Origin of the sequence: uncultured Xanthomonas sp. (genome assembly GCF_964278005.1) — a bacterium.
Lineage (GTDB): Bacteria > Pseudomonadota > Gammaproteobacteria > Xanthomonadales > Xanthomonadaceae > Xanthomonas_A > Xanthomonas_A sontii.
This window is the reverse complement of sequence record NZ_CAXYKF010000012.1, coordinates 163,622-181,468: the sequence shown is the minus strand read 5'-3', so window position 1 is coordinate 181,468 and position 17,847 is coordinate 163,622. Positions and strand designations below refer to the sequence as shown.

General features: G+C 68.9%; 16 protein-coding genes. 7 read left to right on the top strand and 9 right to left on the bottom strand.

Annotated elements, in window-relative coordinates; all coding sequences use genetic code 11:
* Positions 1-217 precede the first annotated feature (217 nt).
* The 3 genes from ACHWVH_RS07940 to ACHWVH_RS07930 all read left to right on the top strand — a co-directional run bounded on the left by ACHWVH_RS07940 (position 218) and on the right by ACHWVH_RS07930 (position 4,886).
* The gene (locus ACHWVH_RS07940) at positions 218-1,156 is read left to right on the top strand and encodes a hypothetical protein (protein ID WP_267098895.1); all 939 of its coding nucleotides are present in this window, start codon (positions 218-220) and stop codon (positions 1,154-1,156) included.
* Positions 1,156-3,828 (top strand): glycerol-3-phosphate 1-O-acyltransferase PlsB, encoded by a 2,673-nt coding sequence (gene plsB, locus ACHWVH_RS07935; RefSeq protein WP_267084835.1) that lies wholly within the window; start codon positions 1,156-1,158, stop codon positions 3,826-3,828. Before ACHWVH_RS07940 ends, plsB begins: the two co-directional genes overlap by 1 nt.
* 215 nt (positions 3,829-4,043) lie before the next feature.
* Entirely contained in the window at positions 4,044-4,886 is an 843-nt protein-coding gene (locus ACHWVH_RS07930) for a DUF2884 family protein (protein WP_394686955.1), read from the top strand.
* A 91-nt stretch (positions 4,887-4,977) separates the two neighbouring features.
* Here the strand turns inward: ACHWVH_RS07930 and ACHWVH_RS07925 are convergent, their stop codons facing one another.
* Together ACHWVH_RS07925 and ACHWVH_RS07920 are read right to left on the bottom strand one after the other, a co-directional pair.
* Entirely contained in the window at positions 4,978-5,556 is a 579-nt protein-coding gene (locus ACHWVH_RS07925; RefSeq protein WP_394686948.1) for a DUF488 family protein, read from the bottom strand.
* A complete protein-coding gene (locus tag ACHWVH_RS07920) occupies positions 5,553-5,756 on the bottom strand; it encodes a YdcH family protein (RefSeq protein ID WP_017908896.1) in 204 nt (67 codons plus the stop codon). The genes ACHWVH_RS07925 and ACHWVH_RS07920 overlap by 4 nt, the downstream gene beginning before the upstream one ends.
* A gap of 165 nt (positions 5,757-5,921) precedes the next feature.
* On the opposite strand from ACHWVH_RS07920, the gene bamE reads away from it, so the two are divergent.
* The gene (gene bamE, locus ACHWVH_RS07915; protein WP_017912129.1) at positions 5,922-6,500 is read left to right on the top strand and encodes an outer membrane protein assembly factor BamE; all 579 of its coding nucleotides are present in this window, start codon (positions 5,922-5,924) and stop codon (positions 6,498-6,500) included.
* Between the two features lie 132 nt (positions 6,501-6,632).
* Here bamE and ACHWVH_RS07910 read toward each other — a convergent pair whose 3' ends face one another.
* The 3 genes from ACHWVH_RS07910 to ACHWVH_RS07900 all read right to left on the bottom strand — a co-directional run bounded on the left by ACHWVH_RS07910 (position 6,633) and on the right by ACHWVH_RS07900 (position 9,338).
* On the bottom strand, positions 6,633-8,018 hold the full coding sequence (locus ACHWVH_RS07910) for an XVIPCD domain-containing protein (protein WP_394686947.1): 1,386 nt from the start codon (positions 8,016-8,018) through the stop codon (positions 6,633-6,635).
* Between the two features lie 11 nt (positions 8,019-8,029).
* Positions 8,030-8,635 (bottom strand): hypothetical protein, encoded by a 606-nt coding sequence (locus tag ACHWVH_RS07905; RefSeq protein WP_394686946.1) that lies wholly within the window; start codon positions 8,633-8,635, stop codon positions 8,030-8,032.
* Positions 8,636-8,774: 139 nt separating this feature from the next.
* A complete protein-coding gene (locus ACHWVH_RS07900) occupies positions 8,775-9,338 on the bottom strand; it encodes a DUF6891 domain-containing protein (RefSeq protein ID WP_267084840.1) in 564 nt (187 codons plus the stop codon).
* A gap of 237 nt (positions 9,339-9,575) precedes the next feature.
* Here ACHWVH_RS07900 and ACHWVH_RS07895 point away from each other — a divergent pair, with 237 nt between their 5' ends.
* Together ACHWVH_RS07895 and ACHWVH_RS07890 are read left to right on the top strand one after the other, a co-directional pair.
* Complete coding sequence (locus ACHWVH_RS07895; RefSeq protein ID WP_267103331.1) at positions 9,576-10,037, top strand: DUF4262 domain-containing protein; 462 nt, start codon at positions 9,576-9,578, stop codon at positions 10,035-10,037.
* Entirely contained in the window at positions 10,034-10,333 is a 300-nt protein-coding gene (locus ACHWVH_RS07890; RefSeq protein ID WP_267116991.1) for a hypothetical protein, read from the top strand. The genes ACHWVH_RS07895 and ACHWVH_RS07890 overlap by 4 nt, the downstream gene beginning before the upstream one ends.
* A 173-nt stretch (positions 10,334-10,506) precedes the next feature.
* On the opposite strand, the gene ACHWVH_RS07885 is transcribed toward ACHWVH_RS07890, so the two are convergent.
* From ACHWVH_RS07885 to ACHWVH_RS07870, 4 genes are all read right to left on the bottom strand, one after another.
* Positions 10,507-12,711, bottom strand: coding sequence for a methyl-accepting chemotaxis protein (locus tag ACHWVH_RS07885; RefSeq protein ID WP_295937146.1), 2,205 nt, complete (start codon positions 12,709-12,711; stop codon positions 10,507-10,509).
* A gap of 382 nt (positions 12,712-13,093) precedes the next feature.
* Positions 13,094-14,680 carry a choice-of-anchor Q domain-containing protein gene (locus tag ACHWVH_RS07880; RefSeq protein ID WP_394686945.1) on the bottom strand — a complete coding sequence of 529 codons (1,587 nt, stop codon included), beginning with the start codon at positions 14,678-14,680 and terminating at the stop codon, positions 13,094-13,096.
* Positions 14,681-14,972: 292 nt separating this feature from the next.
* The gene (locus ACHWVH_RS07875; RefSeq protein WP_394686944.1) at positions 14,973-16,523 is read right to left on the bottom strand and encodes a cryptochrome/photolyase family protein; all 1,551 of its coding nucleotides are present in this window, start codon (positions 16,521-16,523) and stop codon (positions 14,973-14,975) included.
* A gap of 49 nt (positions 16,524-16,572) precedes the next feature.
* Complete coding sequence (locus ACHWVH_RS07870; protein ID WP_267121620.1) at positions 16,573-16,731, bottom strand: DUF2256 domain-containing protein; 159 nt, start codon at positions 16,729-16,731, stop codon at positions 16,573-16,575.
* Between the two features lie 200 nt (positions 16,732-16,931).
* On the opposite strand from ACHWVH_RS07870, the gene ACHWVH_RS07865 reads away from it, so the two are divergent.
* Entirely contained in the window at positions 16,932-17,840 is a 909-nt protein-coding gene (locus ACHWVH_RS07865; protein ID WP_295928574.1) for a DUF6624 domain-containing protein, read from the top strand.
* The last annotated feature ends 7 nt before the right edge of the window (positions 17,841-17,847 follow it).

Genomic DNA, 17,847 nt, shown 5'->3' with positions numbered 1-17,847 from the left:
TGATGCGTTGCAACATCCGCAATCCACTGGCACATCTGGCCATATGCCGACATGCCTGTCCCGACGCCCCAACGCCGGGTCATGAAATGTCCCGCCGCGACAAGCCCAGCCCCCTGGCTGCCTGCCGGTCGTCCCCGCACCGCCGCCCCGCCCGGCTTGCCGGAATCGCCCGCGCCCAGCAAGATGCGGGACGTTTTGGGGAACGAGCCCGCATCGTATGTCGTCCTGCCCGACCCGGGTCATCTCCTCGCGCGCGCTGTGCGTCCTGCTGTTGGCGATGCTCGCCCTGGCCGTGGGCGGATGCAAGCGCACGCCCGCCGAACTGCCCGGCGCCAGCGCCGAGCCGGCCGCCGCGGTGCGCACGCTGGCGCACGCGCTGCAGCGCAACGACCTGCTCGGTTACGCCCGCGCCGCGGTGCCGCCGGCCCAGTACCAGCGCCTGCAACAGGCCTGGAGCGAGGACCGCAGCCGCTGGCCGCTGACCGAGCTGCCGCTGGCCGAACGCCTGCCCGAGGTGCTCGACACCCTCGCCGCGCCGGACGCCGAGCGCCAGCTGCAGCGCGCCTTCGACGCGCAGTTCGGCGGCCAGGCGGCGAGCCTGAAGCAGGCGGCGCACTCGCTGGGCCTGTTCGGCGTGCAGTTCCTGCGCAACCAGGGCCACTACACGCCCGAGCAGCGCGGCCATTACGTGCAACTGGTGCAGGCGCTGAGCGCCTGGGCCGCGCGCGCGCCGCTGTCCGAGCGCAAGCGTGCGCAGGCAGCGCTCGCGCGGCTGTGCGCGGGCGCGCGCCGCACCGGCGTGCGCAACGATGCCGACCTGCGCACCCTGGGCATGGACGAGAGCCTGCGCCGGCTGGGCCCGTTCGTGGCCGACCTCAAGGCGGTGCTGGCCGACTACGGCCTGGACCTGGACGCCAGCGCCGGCGCGCTGCGCACCGGCCTGGTCAACCAGCAGGGCGACCAGGCGGTGGTGCGCATCCAGTACCCGCTGGACGGCGAACAGATCGACACCACCGCGGTGCTGGTGCGCCGTGACGGGCACTGGTACCTGCGCGACACCCTCAGCGAGGTGGACGCGCTGCTGGCGGCCAGCGCCGGCACCGCCGCCGCGGCCGCGGCGCCCGCCGCCGACCCCGTCCCGCCGGCTAAGCGATAATGGCCCCGATGCCAGAACAGAATCCCCTACCGTTCCCCGACGACGCCGCGGCCGCACGCGCGGCCGACACGGCACGTGCGCCCGCCGACGCCTCCCCGGCCGACCCCGGCGCGTCTCTTTCCTCGACCGCCGCTCCCTCCACCCTGCCGGTGGCCGCGACCGCCGCGCGCCAGGCCAAGGGGCCGCTGTGGGCGCGCCTGCTCGGCCGCCTGGCCGATCCCTGGCTGGGCCTGAAGATCGAACCGGCCGAGCCGGGCCAGTACAACGACGGCCGCCCGGTGGTGTACGTGCTGGAGGACTACGGCCTGTCCAACGCGCTGATCCTGGACAAGGCCTGCCGCGAATCCGGCCTGCCCTCGCCGCTGGTGCCGCTGCCCGGCGACCCGCTGGGGCGCAAGCGCGCCTACCTGGCGCTGTCCCGGCGCAGCAGCAACCACGCGCTGCTGCCGGAGCAGCGCGGCGCCAAGACCCACTCCGATTCGCTGGCCAAGCTGCTGCAGGCGCACCGCGAGCGCCCGGACCTGGACATCCACCTGGTGCCGGTGTCGATCTTCGTCGGCCGCGCCCCGGACAAGCAGAGCGGCTGGTTCGCCGTGCTGTTCTCGGAAAACTGGGCGCTGGTGGGCAGCTTCCGGCGCCTGCTCGGCGTGCTGCTCAACGGCCGCAGCACCATCGTGCGCTTCGCCCCGCCGGTGTCGATGCGGCAGACGGTGGAGGAAGGGCTGCCGCCCGAGCGCACCGTGCGCAAGCTGCAGCGCGTGCTGCGCACCCACTTCCGGCGCATCCGCGAGGCGGTGATCGGCCCCGACCTGTCGACCCGGCGCCTGCTGGTGGACCAGGTGCTGGCCGCCGAGCCGGTGCGCGAGGCGATCGCCGCACAGGCCAAGCGCGACAACAGCAAGCCGGTGGACGCCTGGCGCAAGGCGCACGCCTACGCCTGGGAGATCGCCGCCGACTATTCCAGCCCGGTGGTGCGCTCGGCCAGCTTTCTGCTGACCCACGTCTGGAACCGCATCTACGCCGGCGTGCTGGTCCACCACCTGGACAAGCTCAAGGACGCAGCGCCCGGGCACGAAGTGATCTACGTGCCCAGCCACCGCAGCCACATGGACTACCTGCTGCTGTCCTACCTGCTGTACGAACGCGGCATCGTGCCGCCGCACATCGTGGCCGGCATCAACCTCAACCTGCCGGTGGTCGGCACCCTGCTGCGCAAGGGCGGCGCGTTCTTCATCCGCCGCTCGATCAAGGGCAACGCGTTGTACTCGGCGGTGCTCAGCGAGTACGTGGCGCAACTGGTCGCCGGCGGCTACTCGATCGAGTACTTCGTCGAAGGCGGACGCTCGCGCACCGGCCGCCTGCTGCAGCCCAAGGGCGGCATGATCGCGATGACCCTGCGCGCGTTCCTGCGCCAGCCGCGCAAGCCGGTGCTGTTCCAGCCGATCTACGTCGGCTACGAGAAGCTGATGGAGGGCAACAGCTACCTCGACGAACTCAGCGGCCGGCCCAAGGAGAAGGAATCGATCTGGGCGCTGCTGTGGGGCATCCCCAAGGTGCTCAAGCAGAACTACGGCCAGGTGGTGGTGAACTTCGGCGAGCCGATTCCGTTGAGCCAGGTGCTGGCGCAGCGCGCGCCGGAATGGGACGGCCAGCCGCTGGGCGAGGACGAGAAACCGGCCTGGTTGAACGGCACCGTCGATGCGCTGGCGCAGCAGATCCAGGTGCACATCAACGCCGCCGCCGACGTCAACCCGGTCAACCTGCTGGCGCTGGCGCTGTTGTCCACGCCCAAGCACGCCATGGGCGAGGCCGACCTGATCGCGCAGATCGAACTGTGCAAGAAGCTGCTGGCGGAACTGCCGTACTCGGACCGGGTCACGGTGACCCCGCATTCGCCCGAGCGCATCATCGCCCACGCCGAAGAGATCAACGTGCTCACCCGCACGCCGCATCCGCTCGGCGACGTGCTCAGCGTCAACGGCGACAACGCGGTGCTGCTGAGCTACTTCCGCAACAACGTGCTGCACCTGTTCACCGCCTCCTCGTGGGTGGCGTGCTGTTTCCAGAACAACCGCCGCATGAGCCGCGCCGGCCTGCTGCGGCTGGGCCGCACCGTGTATCCGTTCCTGCAGGCGGAACTGTTCCTGCCGTGGAGCGAGGACCAGTTCGCCGAGCGCATCGAACGCACCATCGAGGTGTTCGTGCGCGAAGGCCTGCTGCTGCAGCTCGCCGAGGACGACGGCAGCGTGCTGGCGCGCAACACCGGCCAGACCGACGAGGTGTTCCGCCTGCGCGCCATCGGCCACTCGCTGCAACAGGCGTTCGAGCGCTATTACATCGCCATCTCGGTCCTGGTGAAGAACGGCCCGGGCAAGCTCGGCGCCGGCGAACTGGAGAGCCTGTGCCAGCAGGCCGCGCAACGCCTGAGCCTGCTGTACGCACCGGCGGCGCCGGAGTTCTTCGACAAGACCCTGTTCCGCGGCTTCATCCAGAAGCTGCGCGAACTGAAGCTGGTGTGGCCGGACGAGAACAGCAAGCTGGTGTTCGACGAACGGCTGGATGCGTGGGCGAAGGACGCCAAGTTCATCCTCGGCCGTGAGCTGCGCCACACCATCGAGCGCGTCAGCCCGGAAGCGGCGAAGGTGGAGGAGCCGCCGGTTCCGCAGGATTGAGGCGGCAGTCGCCGCACCTGCAGTCGTGATGCGGTGAGATCCTGGCGCGTGGCGACGCGCCAAACAGAAGGGCGCCCTGGTATCACTGCGGCGCGGCGGTTGACGCCGCGGCACAGTGACTTCCGACACGCGACCGTGGGCCTGTGCGGCCCGAGCATGCTCCAAACTCCCTGCTGCGGGTTCCGGCGATGCGCACAGCTCCTCTTTTCGCTCTGTTGCTGCTTGCCGCCTCCAGCGGGCCCGCGTGGGCCGACCAAGGCGACGACGCTGGCAAGCACGACCATCGGCCGCAGGTGTCCTCGCGCCAGTGCGGCCTGAGCACACCGTTCAACGTGCTCGCCGACACTGGCGGCATCTGGCTGACCCGCAGCGATGGCGACGGGCCGCGCGAGATCTTCTTCCATGCGGGCGAATTGAGCGTGGATCGCCAGGTGCAGCAGATCGGCGACGCCGATGCGCAGCGGCTGCTGGAGATGGAACGCGAAACCCGCGCGCTGATGCCGCAGGTGGCCGACCTTTCGCACGAGGTGGTCGATCTCAGCTACGACGTGCTGGGTTCCGTTGTGGAGATGCTGACCGGCAGTGCCGGCAACGCGCGCAAGATCGAACGGCTGCGCACGCACGCCAATGCCTATGTCGACGGCACCCTCGGCAAGGGGCGCTGGGACCAGGAGGCGTTCGACGACCGGTTCGAGGACTATGTCGAGACGCAGGCGGAAAGCTTCGTGGGCAGCATCACCCGTCACGTGCTCTGGCAGGTCGTGACGGGCCGCGCGGAGGCCATCGGCGAACGCGCCGACCGCATGGACGCCGCCCTCGAGGCGCGGCTGGATGCGCGCAGCAAGGGGATCGAAACCAAGGCGCAGGCGCTGTGCGCGCGGGTGGCGCGGCTGGACCAGCTGCAGCAGGCGCTGGAGTACCGCTATCGCGGCCAGCCCCTGCGCCTGCTCGCCGCCAACCAGGACGGAGCGAGCGGGCAGAGCACCACCACGCTCGTCAGCACCGACGATACGCCGCGCAGCAATGCGATCGCGGTGCCGTCGGTTCCGCAGGACTGAGTCTGACGCCGCTGCGCGTGGCGCGACCCGCAGTGGAATCCCGGCGCGTGGCGACGCGGCGGACACCCTGACGCGGCGACCACGGCGCGGCTCAGGCCTCGAACAGGTCCCCGGTGCGCAGTCCGGCATCCGCCACATCCGGCGGATAGACCAGTTGCCCCTGCGCGTCGCTGCGCGCGGCCGGGTTCAGCGTGGCCGGTTCCTGGCGGGCGACGTCGATCAGGTGCACCACCGGGTGGCCGTGGTGCAGCAGATGGTCGCAGACGATCTGGCGGTGGCACTGCCGCCAGTAGGCCTCGGCGCACATCACCGCGCATGCGCCGTCCTCGCCGAAGGCCTGCAACTCGGCCAGCGCCTCGGCGAATTCGTCGCCCAGCGCGTAGTCGGCGTAGTTGTGGAAGCTGACGCTGCGCCAGTGACCGTTGCGCTGCGGATCGACGCCCGGCTGCCTGCCGCGGCGTCCGCCCAGGGCGCGGAAGTGCCGGTAGGCGATGCCCGCCGCGGCCAGCGCCGGTGCCAGCGCGCTGCCGTCGAACTGCGGGAACCGCCGCGAAGACGGAAACGCGCGCACGTCGGCGAGCCGGGTGACGCCGGCGCCCTGCAGGATCTGCAGGAAGGTCTCCAGGCTGCGCGTGGAATGGCCGACGCTGAAGAAGGTCGCCGCGCTCACGCCGGTTCGTCGGGGATCAGCAGATGCTCCAGGCGCAGGATGCAGTCCTTCAGTTGCAGCTTGCGCTTCTTCAGCCGCTTGGCTTCCAGCTCGTCGTCCAGATTGGCCGGGATGCGCTGCAACTGTTCGTCGAGCGCGCGGTGCTCGCGACGCAGGGCGTCGATGCGCAGGGAGATCTCGGCGGGCGTCAGGGTGTCCACGAGGTTCGAGCATACACAGGCCACCGGTCCGCCGTCACCGTGCAACGCGCCGCTATGCCGGGCGCAGGACAGCCGGCACAATGCGCGCGGGCGCCGCGGCGGAGGCGGCGCCCTCCCACCCTCGTGCCACCCGCGGCAGGATCGCCGCGCCGAAAGGAGTCAGCCATGCGTTCGTTCCGTTCCCCGTTCGTTCTCGCCCTCGCCTTGGCGGCGGCCCTGCCGCAGCTGGCCGCGGCGGCCGATGCCAAGTTCTCCGGCTTCCTGTGCTGCAACATGCGCAGCGACGGCAGCTGGATCAGCGACAGCAACTACGCCGAAGACGGCAAGCGGGTGATCCCGGCCGGCACGCCGGTGCAGGTGACCGGCTACGGCCGCTACCGGGTCAATGTGCTGATCGATGGCAAGAAGCAGTCGATCGGCAACGACTACAGCCGCGACCTGGGCAACGAGGCCTTCGCCCAGCGCTACGTGGTCGCGCAGGATCCCACGGCGAAGCTGGCGGCCTACCCGCCGAAGATCCGCGAGGCGATCGCCGCCAACCGCGTGACCAAGGGCATGACCCGCGAGCAGGTGCTGATGGCGCTGGGCTATCCGATCACCAGCGAGAACCCGAGCCTGGACGCGCCGCTGTGGCGCTACTGGCTCGACAGCTTCAACGAGTTCCAGGTGTCCTTCGACGGCGCCGGTAAGGTCGAGAAGGTCACCGCCGATCCGAAGACCCAGAACCTGGTCTGGCAACCGTAAGCCCAGTGTGCCCTGGCGCCGCGCTCCCGACGCGATGGGAGGCGGCGCGAGCGGGTTGCCGTGGCCGCGGCTTGCCGCGACCATGGCCCACCGAGGCGGCGGTACAGTGCGCGCGCTACCGCCTTGCTGCGCTCAGCGGCTCAGCACCTGCGGCGGATCGCTCCGCGTCGGGCCTTGTTGCGACGCCTGCAGCGCCTGTTCCTGCTCCTGTGCCTGGCGCTGCGCCTGGCCCTGCTGCGCGCCAAGTTGCTGCAGCTGCCGGTAGGTCTCCTGCGCCGGCCGCGCGATCGCCTCGTTGGTGGGCATGTGCGCGCGGTTGGCGTAGGGATCGGGCGAAACGTCGCCGCCGTTGCGGTACACGAACGCCAGTTCGCCGCCCTGGTGCGCGGCGGTGGGCCGGTTGAAGCCCACTGCCAGCTGGTCGCGCTCGCTGAAGCCGTTCTGCCTGGCCAACAGGGTCAGGCTGGCGGTCATGCGCTCGCTGTTGTCGTCCCAAGCCTTGCCGATCGCCTGTTCGGCCTGGGCCACGCCGCTGCGGACCCGCTCGTGCAGGGCGCGATCGGCGGCAGCCGGCGCGGCGGCCGGCTCGCTGGCGCGCGGCGCGGGCGGTTCGGGCTGCTGTGCCGGCGCGGGCGCGGGCGCCGGTGCGGGTCCATCGCGGAATCCCGCCGGCAGCACATCGCGCGGCACCTGCGCGGCGTCGATGCCGAGCGCCTTCAGGTCGGCATGCACCGCCGGCGGCGTGCGCTCGGGGTGCTGCGCCTGCGCCCGGTCCTCGGCATCGGCGATCTGCGCCAGCGCGCGCTCGCCATAGTTCTGCGGATAGCCGCGCGCGTCGTAGAACAGCTTGCCCATCGCCTCCACGTTGCGCGGATTGTCGGCGTCGATCTTCAGATCCTTGCCGAAGCTCAGCCCGTCCTTGGCGGTGTAGGTGGCCTTGCTGCCCACGCCCTGCTTGTCGATGTAGCTCGCCATCTCGCTGCTGGCGTTGTACAGGTCCTTGAGCGTGGCCTTGGGGTTGTTGCGGGTGACGTAGTCGGCCAGCGTGTTGACCCCGGCGATCTCGTCCTTGGCTTCGCGGGTGCGCTGTTCCTGCCCGTAGGCCTTGAGCGTGGCGGTGTAGTCGTGCGGCGAGGGCGAGGCGGCGATGCCGTCGACCTTGGCGGCGAACGCGGCATCGCTGCGGTCGATCGCGTCCTTGTTGATGGCATGGCCGATCTCGTGGCCCAGCACGATGCGGGCGGTGTTGGCCGAATCGTCGCGCGGCGCGTTCATCCTGGCTGTCGCCAGCACGTCCATCGGCAACTCGATCTGCCCCGTGCGCGGGCTGTACGCGCCGGTACCCGCCTCGGGGCTGGGCGCGAAGCCGGACAGCTGCTGTTGCCCGATCGCCTGTTCCACGCGCGTGCGCAGTTCCGGCGTGTTGTCCAGCATCTGCCGCAGCGCCTGGCCTTCCTTCGGATGCGCCTGCGCGAAGGTGTCGACCATGCCCTTCAGGCGTTCGTCGTCGTGTGCCATCTCCGCGCTCCTCAGGCGTCGACCAGGATCTGCAGCATCTCCACGCACGCCTGCGCGTCGTGTTCGCCAGCGTCCTTGCCGACGAAGGCGTACACGGCGACCGCGCCGCGTTCGAAATGCCAGCGACCGGCGCTGCCCTGACGCGGCGGTGCGATCCAGCGCGGCACGAAGCCGGCCGCGACCAGTGCCTGGCGATACGCGTCCAACGATTGCGTGCACCGCGCCGGCGCCGCGCCCGGCGCTGGGGTGAAGCGCAGGTCCAGCCGCGACGGCGGGGCATCGTCGGCATCGGCGACCGATTCCAGCGTGTAGCCGCCACCGCCGGCGAGCGTGCCAGATGCGCTGAACGTATGCCCGCCCTCGTCCTCGACCTGCAGACCGGTCTGCGCCGCGACCTGGGCGGCGACCAGGTCCTGCCTGCCGCCGATCGCCAGGATCAACCGTACTACGCCTTGTGCCAGGTGCTCTGGCGTCATCTCCGACATGGTCCGCTCCGTGTGTGCAGGGGTGATCGAGGAGGAAGAGGACTGCGCGCCGGCACACGCGGCCAGCAGCGCGGTGGCCAGCAGCAGGGCCGTACGCGGCGCCGGGCGCATGCCGGCTGCGCGGCGCGGCATGCGGCCATTGCGATGAAACATCCGCTCCATGAATCGCCTCTCCGTCGAGCGCCTGCCGCGCACCGCAGCGCGGCCAGGCTTGGGTGTGCGATTGTAGCCAGCGCACCAGGGTCGCGCAGCCCGCCGCTGCGCTGGCGCGTCAGTCCCAGTCGGCGCGGCGCTGCCAGACGAAGCCGGGCAGATCGATACGCTTGCGCGGCGTGCCGTCCCAGTCCACGGTGAAGCCCGCCGCACGCAACGCCGCGGCGACCTGCTGGCCGACCACCAGGTCTGCCTCTTCGCGCCCCTCCAGATCGCCGAATGCCAGCATCAGCCCGCCGCCGTCGATCGCGCGCTCCATGTCCTGGCCGTGATAGAAGCAGTAGCCGTGGTAGCGCCGGTCCGGCGTGTCGGCCACCGCCTGGTTCACTTCGACGTGACCGTCGGACATGGTGTAGCCGGCATTGGCCAGCGCGCAGATGCCGGCGTCGTGCAGCCGCTCGAACAGCGCCTCGAGCCGGTCGCAATCGGTCTGCGCCGGCCAGGTCTGTTCCGCCTGCTGCTTGGCCTGCCACTGGCTGGCGACCGAGGCGCGCAACATGGCCTCGTCGCAGTCGTCTTCGAGGATGTCCTCGAGCATCTCCTGGATCTCGTCCTGGGAGTAGAACCCGGACCAGACCCATTTGCGGATCTCGTCGTACACGTAGGCGTCGGATTCGTTCATGGTCGCTCCTGCGGTCTTCGGCGCATGCCGCGCGCACTGTAGCAGGGCCATCCAGTCGCGTTGCTGACGATCCGGCGCTAGCGAGTTCGCCTGGCATCTGCTACGCAAGCATCACCCACGGCCTCTGCGACCACCATGACCCTGTTGTTCCTATCGGCTTTGGAATTAGACTGATACGCGAGATCTTTCAACACACCCGTGCCGCTCGGCGCGCTCCTCTCGAATACCAGCACCGACATGAATCGAATGGAGCAGCGGATACTCAACAACGTCGAGAAATTCGGTTGTCACATCACCTCCGTTTTCGATCCGAGTCAGATCCAGCAGCCCTTCTCCTACTCCATCGGTTTGGCAAAAACCCTCGGTATCCCAGAGGTCATTGTCGTCGGGGTTCGCTCCGACCTTGGCAGCGCCTTGATCAACCGTTACATGGAGCGTGCTCGCAACGGCGAGCTTTTCGTAGCGGGCCTCCCATATACGGGCTTTCTCGAAGGGTTTCCGGTGCAGTTCCGCCAAGTCCTGGAGGTTCATCGCGAGACCTACATGCTGTCTGCAACCTGGTTTCATGGTGGTACCGACTATGCTGCCCTGCAGATTGTCTATCCGACACTTGGAGGAGTCTGGCCTTGGGATCCAGACGCTTCCGATGACGTTCGCCAGAGTCAGCCGCTGCTGGATGGTGCGGGGATCAGCATTTGATTAAGAGCGTCGTCGGCTGGCTGTTGCTCTTTTCCAGCAGTTGGATGCTGGGAGCCGTCCTGAACGACCTCGCATCGAGTGATGGCCTGATCAACCTAGCCCACGATCGCCGTGGCGAATGGTCCGCCTTGACGACACCCATCATCGCGAGTGTCGGTGTGTTGTTGAGTTACTGCGGTGCGCGTTGGCTGATCCTGAAGAAGACCTGCAGGCCATGGCACGTCGCCGGCACTGCCGTTCTGGTGGTGTCCCTCTCATTTTGGCGGCTGACGTCGCACTTCCACCCCGCCGTCTGATGATGGACGTTCAACCGCGCACAGCGTGGCACCGCCGGAGCCGTTGGCGGCGGTGTCGTTGCGGACCACGCTTCCGCGCTGCGAACATACGCCGTGCAGCCTTCTCCCCGGGGAACCCGGGGAGAGGCGTGGCGAGCGCGCTGCGGTCAGCGGCGCGCGCCGTGTCTACGCCCTTAGCAGGCGTGTTCGACCAGTAACGGCGCCACCTGACGCGGACCACGCCGCGAGTTCGAGGTACCGGCCTTGCCCAAGAGCTTGGCCTGGCTCCGCGCCGGCATGTCGCCGTTGCTGCCCGCCACGCGGAACAGCGTCACCGCCTCGCTGAGCTGGATCGCCTGCTCCTCCATCGCCTGAGCAGCCGCCGAGGCTTCTTCCACCAGGGCGGCATTCTGCTGGGTGGCCTGGTCCATGTGAGTGATGGTCTGGGTAACCTGTTCGATGCCGCTCGACTGCTCCTGCGAGGCGGCCGAGATCTCGGTCATGAAGTCGGTCACACGCTGCACGCTGACGACGATCTCGTGCATGGTGCTGCCGGCGTTGTTGACCAGGACCGAGCCTGCGTCCACCTTGCTCACCGAGTCGTCGATCAGCTGCTTGATCTCCTTGGCGGCCTCGGCCGAGCGCTGCGCCAGCACCCGCACTTCGCTGGCGACCACGGCAAAACCGCGGCCCTGCTCACCGGCACGCGCCGCCTCTACCGCGGCGTTGAGCGCGAGGATGTTGGTCTGGAAGGCGATGCCGTCGATCACGCCGATGATGTCGGCGATCCGCCTGGACGAGGTCTGGATGCCGTTCATCGTGTCGATGACCTGGGCCACCACCGCGCCGCCTTGCGACGCCACCGCGGTCGCGCCGATGGCCAACTGGTTGGCCTGGCTGGCGCGTTCGGCATTTTGGCGCACGGTGGAGGTCAGCTCTTCCATCGAGGCGGCGGTTTCCTCCAGGCTGGCGGCCTGTTGCTCGGTGCGACGCGACAGATCGGTGTTGCCGGCGGCGATCTCGCCGGCGGCGCCGGTGATCTGCCCGGACGCATGCTGGATGCGGCCGACGATCCCGGTCAGCTGGGCCACGGTGGCATCGGCATCCTCGCGCATCTGCGCGAACACGCCCTGGAACTGCCCCTCCATGCGCGTGGTCAGGTCGCCGCTCGCGATGTCCTGCAGCAGTTTGGACAGCGCCTGCAGATTGCCGTCGGTGGTCGCCATCAACTGGTTCAACCCCTCGACCATGTCGCGGAAGTCGTACTGGAAGCGCGCAGTGTCGCCGCGCACGGCGAAATCGCCGGCGGCCGCGGCGTCGACCAGTTGCCCGATCTCGGCATTCATCGCCGACAGATTGCGCTTGACCTGGTCCATGGTCTCGGTGAGCGCGGCCTGCTCGCCGGGCAGGCGATCCATGTCCTGCGACAGGTCGCCGATCGCGTAGCGTCCCATGATCTCGAGCAGGCGCTGCTGGAGACTCACGTGCATGTCGAGCAACGCATTGCTCTCCCGCACCATGCGTGCGTATTCGCCGGGGAACGCGTCCTCGTCCATGCGCTGGCTGACGTCGCCGCGCTCGTGGTGCCTGGCCACCTGCGACTGTGCCGCCATCACCGCCTGCAGCTGCGCCTGCATGCGGTCCATGCTGGTCAGCAGGCGGCCAGTCTCGTCCTTGGGCTGCGGCGGGATCCGATGGTCCAGCCGGCCCTGGGCGATGGATTCGGCGATTTCGGTCGCGCGCCCGAGCGGTCCGGCCAGGCTGCGGGTGATCAGCACGCTCAAGGTCGCGCCGAGCACCGCCGCCAGCAGGCCGAACCCGATCAGGGCACGATTGCTGAAGACCAGGGCCGCCTGGATCTGCTCGGAGCTGAGCGCGTTCTGCCGGATCTGCAGATCCACCGCGTTCTGGATCACCTGCACGCGCCGCGCCAGCAACGGCGCGGCGTCGCCGTACAGCAGCTGCTTGGCCGCCTCGATCTCGCCGGAACTGGCCAGCGCCAGCACCCGGCTGTTGACCGACCGTGCGGCCGCCTGCGCGTCATGGATCTGCTTACGCATGGCAAGACCTGCCGGCGTGCCCGGCAGGGCGTCCAGCGCCTTGCGACGGCGATCGTTGTCGACGCGGATCTCCTGGATCTTCGCGGCGAGCGCCGGGCGCTTGTCGGCCGGCGACAGCATCATGTCGCGCAGATAGCGCTCCGCGCTCATATTGTTGCGCAGCATGGTGTACAGCAGTTCGGTCTTCAGGTTGTTCTCGTGGACGATCTTGTCGACCGCCTGGCGCACGTTGTGTAACTGGTAGAGCGCCAAGGTAGAGGAAGCGCCAAGCAGTACGATCAGCAGGCCGAACGACAGCGCAAGGCGCTGACTCACCTTGAAGGAGTGAAAGAAGTGCATCGTGGGGGACTCGCGAGGGGGGGTACCTCTATCGGTCTCAGCCCCGCGAACTTGACCCCAAGCGAGCGACCCAGGTCCCAAATCCGGACATTCGCAGGCGCAGATGTCGCTGGCGTCGCATCACCGCGCGGCACCGCCGATGCCCAGGAAAGCAGATACGCCACCGTATCGTCCGCAGCGCGCGCGACAGTCGCGACGGCGTTGTTGGCGCCCACCACAACGCGCGTCATGCCTGCAACGGCGCGGTCTGCGCGGCATCGGCCGTCGCCTGGCACGCGTCGTCAGGCGCACCGGACAAGCTGCGCGCATGCAGAGCGCGCGGTCGCAGCGGCCAAGCCGGCGCGACCGCGCGGTGCCATGCACGTCATGACCGTGAATCGGCCTACTTGACCTCCACCGCGCCGAGATCGCACACCGCGGTATTGCGGGGATTGCCGCGCTGGTCGATGGCGGCGCAGCCGCTGCCGGCATTCAGCGCCGGGCTGTTGGCCGCAGGCAGCTGGGTGAGCGTCGGCCCGCCGTTGCTGGCCGGGGCCGACAGCAGCGGATCGGCTGCTTTCAGGGTGCCCGCGGCCAGGCAGGCATTCGGCCACACCGCGCCCTTGGCCGAGTACTCGATGAGGTTGTTGCCGGTGTTGCTCTGGTTGTTGCAGAACACGCGCTCGGTCTTGGAGTACAGGATGCTGTTGCGGAGGTCGAACCTGTCGCCGAACAGGGTCACCCACGGCGTGTTCTCGGCGAAGGTGACGTTGTTGAAGCGCACGCTGGGGCTGCCTTGGTCGCCGTTGGCCGGCTGCCAGCCGACGTGCTGGATGGCCGCGCCCACGCCTTTCGCGTAGTTGCCGTAGAAAGTGCTGTTGCTGACGTCGCAGGCGCCGTAGCAATCCAGGTACAGCGCGCCGGCGTTGCCCTGTTGGGCCTTGTTGGACAGGAAGCTGGTCTCGGCGACGTTGATGGTGCCCGGCGTGGTGATGGCGGTGCCGGCATGCGAGGTGTCGGTGAAGCCGATGCTGATGCGCGCGCCGCCGCCGGGGCCGCCGGTGGCGACGTTGTTGGCGAAGGTGGAGTACTTCACGTCGATGGTGTCCGGCGCGTACGCCCACAACGTGGCACCGCCGGAGCCGTTGGCGGCGACGTTGTTGCGGACCACGGTGCCGCATACCGCCAGCGTGCCGCCGCTGCCGACGCCACCCTTGAGATAGCCGGCCAGCGATGCGCCGTCGGTGTCGATCGCCCCGCCACCGCCGAAGTTGCCGACATCGGGGAAGCCCTGCGGCGCATTGATCGCCTGGTTGTTGGCGAATTCCGAGCCGACGATGGTGAGCCGGCTGAGCTGGGTGTACAGCGCGCCGCCGAGCCAGGAGCTGTTCTTGTAGAAGCCGCTGCGGACGATGGTCACCTCGGCGTCGCTGCCGGCGAAGATGGCGCCGCCGCCGATGCTGCTGCGGTTGGCGAGGAACTGGCTGTTGATGACTTCCAGCTTGCCGCGGTAGCCGACCTTGACCGCGCCGCCGCCCCAGGTGCCCGGGTCGTAAGCCTGGTTCGATGCCGGCTGCACGGAGCTGCCGTTCTGCAGTTTCAGGTTGCGCACCGATAGCGCGCTGCCGGCATTGACCAGCAGGATCCGGGCGGACTGGCGGCCGTCCAGGGTGATCTTGCCCTGGCCGTCGATCACCGTGGGCGTCGTCGCCGCGATGGTGATCGAACGCGTGACGGCGATGCTGGTCGGCTTGGTGCCGCAGTTGAAGGTGATGTAGCCGCCCTGCGCCGCGGCGGTGGCCAGCGCGCTGGCGGTGCAACTGGCCTGCGTGCCGGTGCCGACCACGGTGGTCGCGGTCGGCAGCGCCCAGGCCTGCGGCACGCTGCATTGCGGCGCCGCGGGGACGGCGGCGATCGCCGTGGCGGCGGTCATGAGAGCGAGGACACCCAGCGCGCGTGCGCTGGTGGTGAGGTATAGCGTCGTGGTCATGATCATGCTCGATAGGGTTGCGGGGGAACAACACGACGCGCGACAGTCATCCAACTGTCATCCACGTCGCTGACACCTCGAGTGCAACCGGCGGCCTGAACCGACCGGCGGCATAGGGTGCTCAAGCGCGTGTCGATCGGCCAGAACGCAGGTAGCACATCGCGCGATTGCACGGTCCGCCGATGCGACAGTGTGCCGATACGCGGCGCGCGGCACGCTTTGGGTGCGTCGCAGGGCACGTTCCCGCATCGCATCCGGCCGCTGCGGATGCGCACGAGTCGCCTGGCCCGCGCTACAGCGCGTCCAGACCTTCGCGCAACTGCTGCGCCTGTGCGCGCAAGGCCTGCAGTTGCGTGGCCGGCAGCTTGCCCAACTGGCGGTAGACCATGTCCAGGCGACGATTGCGCCCCAGCGTGTCCTGGTGCCGTGCGAAGAAGTCCCAGTACAGCGCGTTGTAGGGACACGCACGCGCGCCGGTCTTCTGCTTGCGGTCGTAACGGCAGCCCTGGCAGTAGTCGCTCATGCGGTCGATGTAGGCCGCGCTGCTGACGTAGGGCTTGGTCGCGAGCAGGCCGCCGTCGGCGAACTGGCTCATGCCGACGGTGTTGGGCAGTTCGACCCATTCGAACGCGTCGATGTAGACGCCCAGGTACCAGCGATGCACCGCCGCCGGATCCAGTCCGGCCAGCAGGGCGAAGTTGCCGATCACCATCAGCCGCTGGATATGGTGCGCGTACGCATCCTGCAGCGATTGGCCGATGGCGTGCTGCAGGCAGCGCATGTGCGTCTCGCCGGTCCAGAACCAGGCCGGCAGCGGCGTGTCGTGGCCGAGCGCGTTGCGCGCTTCATAGTCCGGCATGTGCGCCCAGTAGATGCCGCGCACGTACTCGCGCCAGCCGAGGATCTGCCGCACGAAACCTTCCACCGCCGCCAGCGGCGCGGCGCCGGCACCATAGGCCTCCAGCGCGCACTGCACCACTTCCTGCGGCCGCAGCATCTTGGTGTTGAGGGCGAAGGAAAGCTGCGAATGGAACAGGCGCGGACTGCGCGTGCTCATCGCATCCTCGTAGCGGCCGAAATGCGGCAGGGCGTCGACGATGAACCGATCGAGGCAGGCCAGCGCCTCGGCCCGGTTCAATGGCCAGCGCACCGCCTCCGCCTGCGGCTGACCGAAACTGTCCACGCCGGCGGCCTGGATGCTGGCCCACAGCGCGCGGTGATCGTGAGTCGGGCGCGCATCGGGCGGTGGTGGCGGCTCGCCATGCCAGGGCTGGCGATTGTCGTGGTCGTAGTTCCACTGCCCGCCCTCGGGCGTGCCGTCCGCTGCCAGCAGGATGCGGTGGCGCTTGCGCATGTGCCGGTAGAAGTGCTCCATCAGCCACTGCCCACACCCGCGGAAAAAGTCCGCCAGCTCGCCGCGGCGCGTGTAGAAGTGCGTGCTGTCCACCGCCTCGACGACGAAGGCCTGCGCCGCGCCCCACTGCCGCAGCTGCTGGTCCAGACGCCATTCGTCCGGATCCTGATACTGCAGGCGCTGCGCACCGTAGTGCGCCATCAGCGCCTCGAGATTGGCGGGGATGGACTGGCGATTGCTGGCGTCATCGATCGCCACGTAGCGCACGCGGTGGCCCGTCGCCCGCAGCTGGCGGGCGAAATCGCGCATCGCGGCGAACACCGCCAGGATCTTCTGCGCATGGTGCAGGACGTAGTCGGTCTCCTGCCGCACTTCCATCAGCACATACACCACGCCGGGATCGCGCACGTCGAACCAGGCGTGCGCGGGATCGAGCTGGTCGCCGAGCACCAGGCGCAGGGTGTGGGCGGTGGGGGGCAGCGAACTCATGCGGGGCGGCACGCCTGCTGGCATGCGGTGCGCCAGCGCACGACCCGGCTCATGGCACCTCCAGCGCACGCACGCGCTTGCGTTCGCCACGGCAGCGGTCGGAACAATACTTCACCTCGTCCCAGACCTTCTCCCACTTCTTGCGCCAGCGGAACGGCCGGCCGCAGTGCAGGCAGGGCTTTTCCGGCAGATCCTGTTTCTTGCGCATGCGCGATCCCGCGGCGATATGGGACGGACCGGCGCGGCCGGGGCCGGCAACCGAGTGCATAGTGTGCCCCGCCAGGTCCCCGACGGGACACTCCCGCCGCGACCCAGGCGCAGTCGCGACCGCGTGCTGCCGATGACACCGGACTGCGCTACTGTCCGCCCAGGCTACGCGCCGCGCGGCCCCGCCAGAGTGGATCGTTTATGCACCAGGGATACGCGCTGTTTGTCGCATTGCTGGCCGCGAGCGCGGCGCCTGTCTCCGCTGCGGCGCCTGCGCGGTTGGACGATGCGCTTGCGGCCTACGATGCGAAGGACTACGGCACTTGTGCCGATACCTTGGCGCGCATCGACGCAGCGCCGGCCGGCCTACCGAGCGGAGGCGATCTGTTCTACGTCGAATGCCTGGCCGCTGCCGGGAGAACGGATGCGGCCTTGGCGGTACTCGACGCGCGGTTGGCGCAAGGCCGCATCGATATACAGGAACTCACGCACAAGGACCGACCCGGCCTGAACCGGCTGCGCACCTTACCGTCGTGGTCATCGCTGATCGCCCATGCCGAGACGCTCGATGCCACACGCCAGGCGCGCCTCGACCAGCCACTGCGGCAGGCATTGCTGGCGCGTGTGGAGAAGGATCAGGCCGTCCGACAGAAGGCCATCGACGAGGGAAACACCCCCGCGTCATGGCAGCAGACGGTAGTGGTGGACCAGGACAGCACGACTTGGCTGAAGACCATAGTAGCGAAGAAGGGATGGCCGACGCGCACATCGGTGGGCGAAGACGGATCCAAGGCCGCGTTCCTGATCGCCCAGCACGCCACCCTGGACCCCGCCTTCCAGGAGCATGTCCTCGCGTTGATGCAGGCCGCCCTGGCGCAGAAGGAGGCGGATCCTTCCGACGTGGCAATGCTGCAGGATCGCGTGCTGCTGCACCAAGGCAAGCCGCAGCTTTACGGTACGCAGTTCAAAACCGAGCCGGACGGCACGATGGCCCTGGACAGGACCCAGGACATCAACGGCCTGGATGCGCGCCGCGCGACGATGGGCCTGCCGCCGATCGCCGAATACAAGGCCTTTCTGTCCGAGGTCTACCACGCGCCGGTGCGATGAACGGACC